This is a genomic window from Sulfitobacter sp. HI0129, from assembly GCF_001635395.1.
Taxonomy (GTDB): Bacteria; Pseudomonadota; Alphaproteobacteria; order Rhodobacterales; family Rhodobacteraceae; genus Sulfitobacter.
The window spans coordinates 1-3367 of record NZ_LWGH01000351.1 but is presented as its reverse complement, the minus strand read 5'-3'; the positions used below and the strand labels follow the sequence as shown (position 1 = coordinate 3367).

General features: G+C 62.1%; 3 protein-coding genes. 2 read left to right on the top strand and 1 reads right to left on the bottom strand.

What is annotated here, in order from left to right:
- The coding region (locus A3764_RS08885; RefSeq protein WP_150122116.1) for an SDR family NAD(P)-dependent oxidoreductase at positions 1 to 476 on the bottom strand (476 nt) is incomplete at its 3' end.
- 408 nt (positions 477 to 884) lie between these two features.
- Between A3764_RS08885 and A3764_RS08880 the strand changes: the two genes are divergently transcribed.
- Both A3764_RS08880 and A3764_RS08875 read left to right on the top strand, forming a co-directional pair.
- Positions 885 to 2606, top strand: coding sequence for an extracellular solute-binding protein (locus tag A3764_RS08880; protein ID WP_067921175.1), 1722 nt, complete (start codon positions 885 to 887; stop codon positions 2604 to 2606).
- 106 nt (positions 2607 to 2712) lie between these two features.
- On the top strand, positions 2713 to 3367 hold a 655-nt coding region (locus tag A3764_RS08875), incomplete at its 3' end, for an aquaporin (RefSeq protein WP_443069368.1).

Here is a 3367-nt window from a genome sequence, read left to right as displayed (position 1 = left end):
GCCGCGATATAGGCCGCCTTGAAAGGCGACGCGGGGAGGCCATGGGCGGAGGAGATGTTGATCACCCGCCCCCAGCCCGCCTTGCGCATTATCGGCAGCGCGACGGCGGTGGTATGAAAGGCCGAAGACAGGTTGATGGCGATGATCGCATCCCATTTCTCGACCGGAAATTCGGGGATCGGCGCCACATGCTGGATCCCTGCATTGTTCACGAGGATATCGCACCGTCCGGCATCCTCGATCAGGCGGCGGCACTGATCGGGTTTTGACATATCGGCCTGAATGTAGCGCGCGGAAACGCCGAACTCCTCCGCGATGCCGGAGGCGAGTTCGTGGTCGGCGCTGTCATCCGTGAAGGAGTTGAGCACGATGTCCGCCCCCGCCTGCGCCAGTTCGCGGGCAATGCCCAATCCGATTCCGGAATTGGATCCGGTGATGACGGCGGTCTTGCCGGACAGGTCGATCGTATAGGCCATGGGTGCGCTCCTTCATCGGCGTTCTGCATGCGCAGCATGTCATGCTGCAGAGGCAAGGCAAACGGTTTTCGGGGCGCTTTGGTTTCCGACAGACCGCCAAAGGGGTCACGAGGGCAAAAAAAAACGCCCGCACGAAGCGGGCGTTAAGTTATTGAGGCAGGTTTCATACAGGCAAGAAACCTATCGAGCAGTGCCCTCTTTATAAGCAAACTCTCGCAGCAATCCAAGCTAAAAGTTTGATATGGCGGGAAAGCCCGGTTAAGCACAAAGCCAATAAAACAAGGCGCGGGTGGAATTGTTTCGAAAATGTATAGTTATAATTTCCTGACCACACGGTGTGTTGCAGCCGCTTTTTCACTGATTCTTTTCGGCAGTGCAGCGCAAGCGGAATCGACACATGGCATATCCATGTATGGTGAGCCCGCGTTACCCCCAGATTTTGTGTCGCTCCCCTATGCGAATCCCGATGCCCCGACAGGAGGTGATATTACGCTGGGCAATACCGGGGGTTTCGACAGCCTGAATCCCTTCGTGCGCAAGGGGACGGCTCCCTGGCAGTTGCCGTTCTTCACGCACGAAAGCTTGATGGGCCGTTCTTGGGACGAGCCTTTCACCCTCTACGGGCTGTTGGCCGAATCGGTCGAAACCGCCGAGGACCGTTCGTGGGTCGAATTCACCCTGCGCGAGGGTGCCGCCTTTTCCGACGGAACCCCCGTCACGGTCGAGGATGTGATCTTTTCCTATGACCTGTTGGGCACCGAGGGGCATCCCCGCTACCACGGGCTGCGCCAGCAGATCGAACGGATGGAACAGACCGGCCCACGCCAGGTCCGCCTGTATTTCAACGAGGACAACCGCGAATTGGCCCTGCTGGCCGGTATGCGGCCGATTCTCAGCAAGGCGCAGTGGGACGGCAAGGATTTCGCCAATGCGCCCTTGGCGGAGGTCCCTCTTGGCACCGGGCCCTATGTCGTCGCGGATTATCAGGCCGGAAAACAGGTCACGCTGAAGCGTAACCCCGACTATTGGGGCACGGATGTGCCGTTCCGTCAGGGCACGCATAATTTCGATAGCATCCGCCTCGATTTCTACGGCGACGCCAATGTCATGTTCGAAGCGTTCAAGGCGGGCGAAATTTCGGCCCTGAGGGAGTTCAACGCCGAAACATGGAACACGCAGTACGACTTCCCCGCGATCCAGCGGGGCGAGGTGGTCAAATCGGTGTTTCCGCATCAGAAACCCTCAGGCATGACCGGCTTTGTCATGAATACCCGGCGCGCGCCTTTCGATGACTGGCGGGTGCGGGACGCGATGATCCATGCCTTCAATTTCGAGTTCATCAACGAGACATTGACCGGCGGCGCACAGCCACGGATCACCTCCTACTTCTCCAATTCGGTGCTGGGGATGCAGGAGGGTGCCGCGACAGGCGATGTAGACGCCCTGTTGGCCCCCTATGCGGATGATCTGCCCCCGGGTACGCTCGATGGCTACGCCCTGCCCGTCAGCGACGGCTCGGCCCGCAACCGCGCGGGCATCCGCACCGCGATGAAGCAGCTTCAGGCCGCCGGCTACACGGTCGAGGACGGCACCATGCGCGGACCGGACGGCGCGCCGCTGGCCTTCGATATCCTGCTGTCGAAGGGCAGCGCCGAGAACATGGCCATTGCCGAGCTCTATCTTCAGGCGCTGCGGCGGCTGGGCATCGACGCACGGATCGAAACGGTCGACGACGCGCAATTCGTGGCGCGCAACGCCGAATATGATTTCGACATGACCTTCTTCCGCCGCGCCCTTTCGCTGAGCCCCGGCAACGAGCAACGCTACTACTGGGGGTCGGAGGCCGCCGACCAACCGGGCGCGCGCAACCTGATGGGGGTCAAATCCCCGGCCATCGACGCCATGATCGACGCCATGCTGAACGCCCGCGATACCGAAGCCTTCACCGCCGCGACCCGCGCGCTGGACCGGCTTTTGACGGCGGGGCGCTACGTGGTGCCCTTCTGGCTCTATAACGAGGACCGGATCGCCCATGACGCGCGGATGAAATACCCCGATACCATCCCGCTCTACGGGGACGGGCCAAACTTCATGCCAGAGGTCTGGTGGTGGGGTCCGGCAGCCGAATGACGCGCGAGGAGCGTCACATTGTTGTTACATGGGCCGCCTATAGCGCGGGCATGAAGACGCAACACAGCCTCCCTGCCCCGTTTTACCGCCCCCCGGGGCCGATGTCATCATGACCCGCGCCTATTGGGCCGAGGCGCTGGGAACCGCGCTGCTGCTCGTCTCCGTCATCGGATCGGGCGTCATGGGTGTTTCGCTGGCGCAGGGCGACATGGCGCTGACGCTGCTCGCCAATGCGATTGCCACGGGCTGTATGCTCTATGTCATCATCACGGTACTGGGGCCGCTGTCGGGGGCGCATTTCAACCCGGCGGTCTCTCTGGCCTTCGCCCTGCGGGGGGAGCTCGGCTGGCGCGATTTCACCGGCTACGTCGCGGCACAGCTGGGCGGTGGGCTGGTGGGGGTCTGGATCACCCATCTGATGTTCGATCTGCCGGTCTGGCAATGGTCGCTGACCGCGCACCGGACCGGCGGCGCGCAGTGGTTTTCGGAACTGGTGGCGACGCTGGGGCTGCTCATGGTGATCTTTGGCGGGTTGCGCGCCCGGGCCGAAGCGGTCCCGACGCTGGTGGCGCTCTATATCACCGGGGCCTATTGGTTCACCGCCTCCACCAGTTTCGCCAATCCGGCGGTGACGGTGGCGCGCGGCTTTTCGGATACTTTTGCCGGGATCACCCCGGCGCATATTCCGGCCTTCGTGCTGGCGCAGCTTTTGGCCGTGGGCATCGCGCATTTCGGGCTGCGCGCGCTTTTCGGGGATCAAT

Bases quoted from the DNA above. Each gene is read 5' to 3' on its own strand.
- A3764_RS08880 (WP_067921175.1), top strand. From the start codon at position 885: ATGTATGGTGAGCCCGCGTTACCCCCAGATTTTGTGTCGCTCCCCTAT.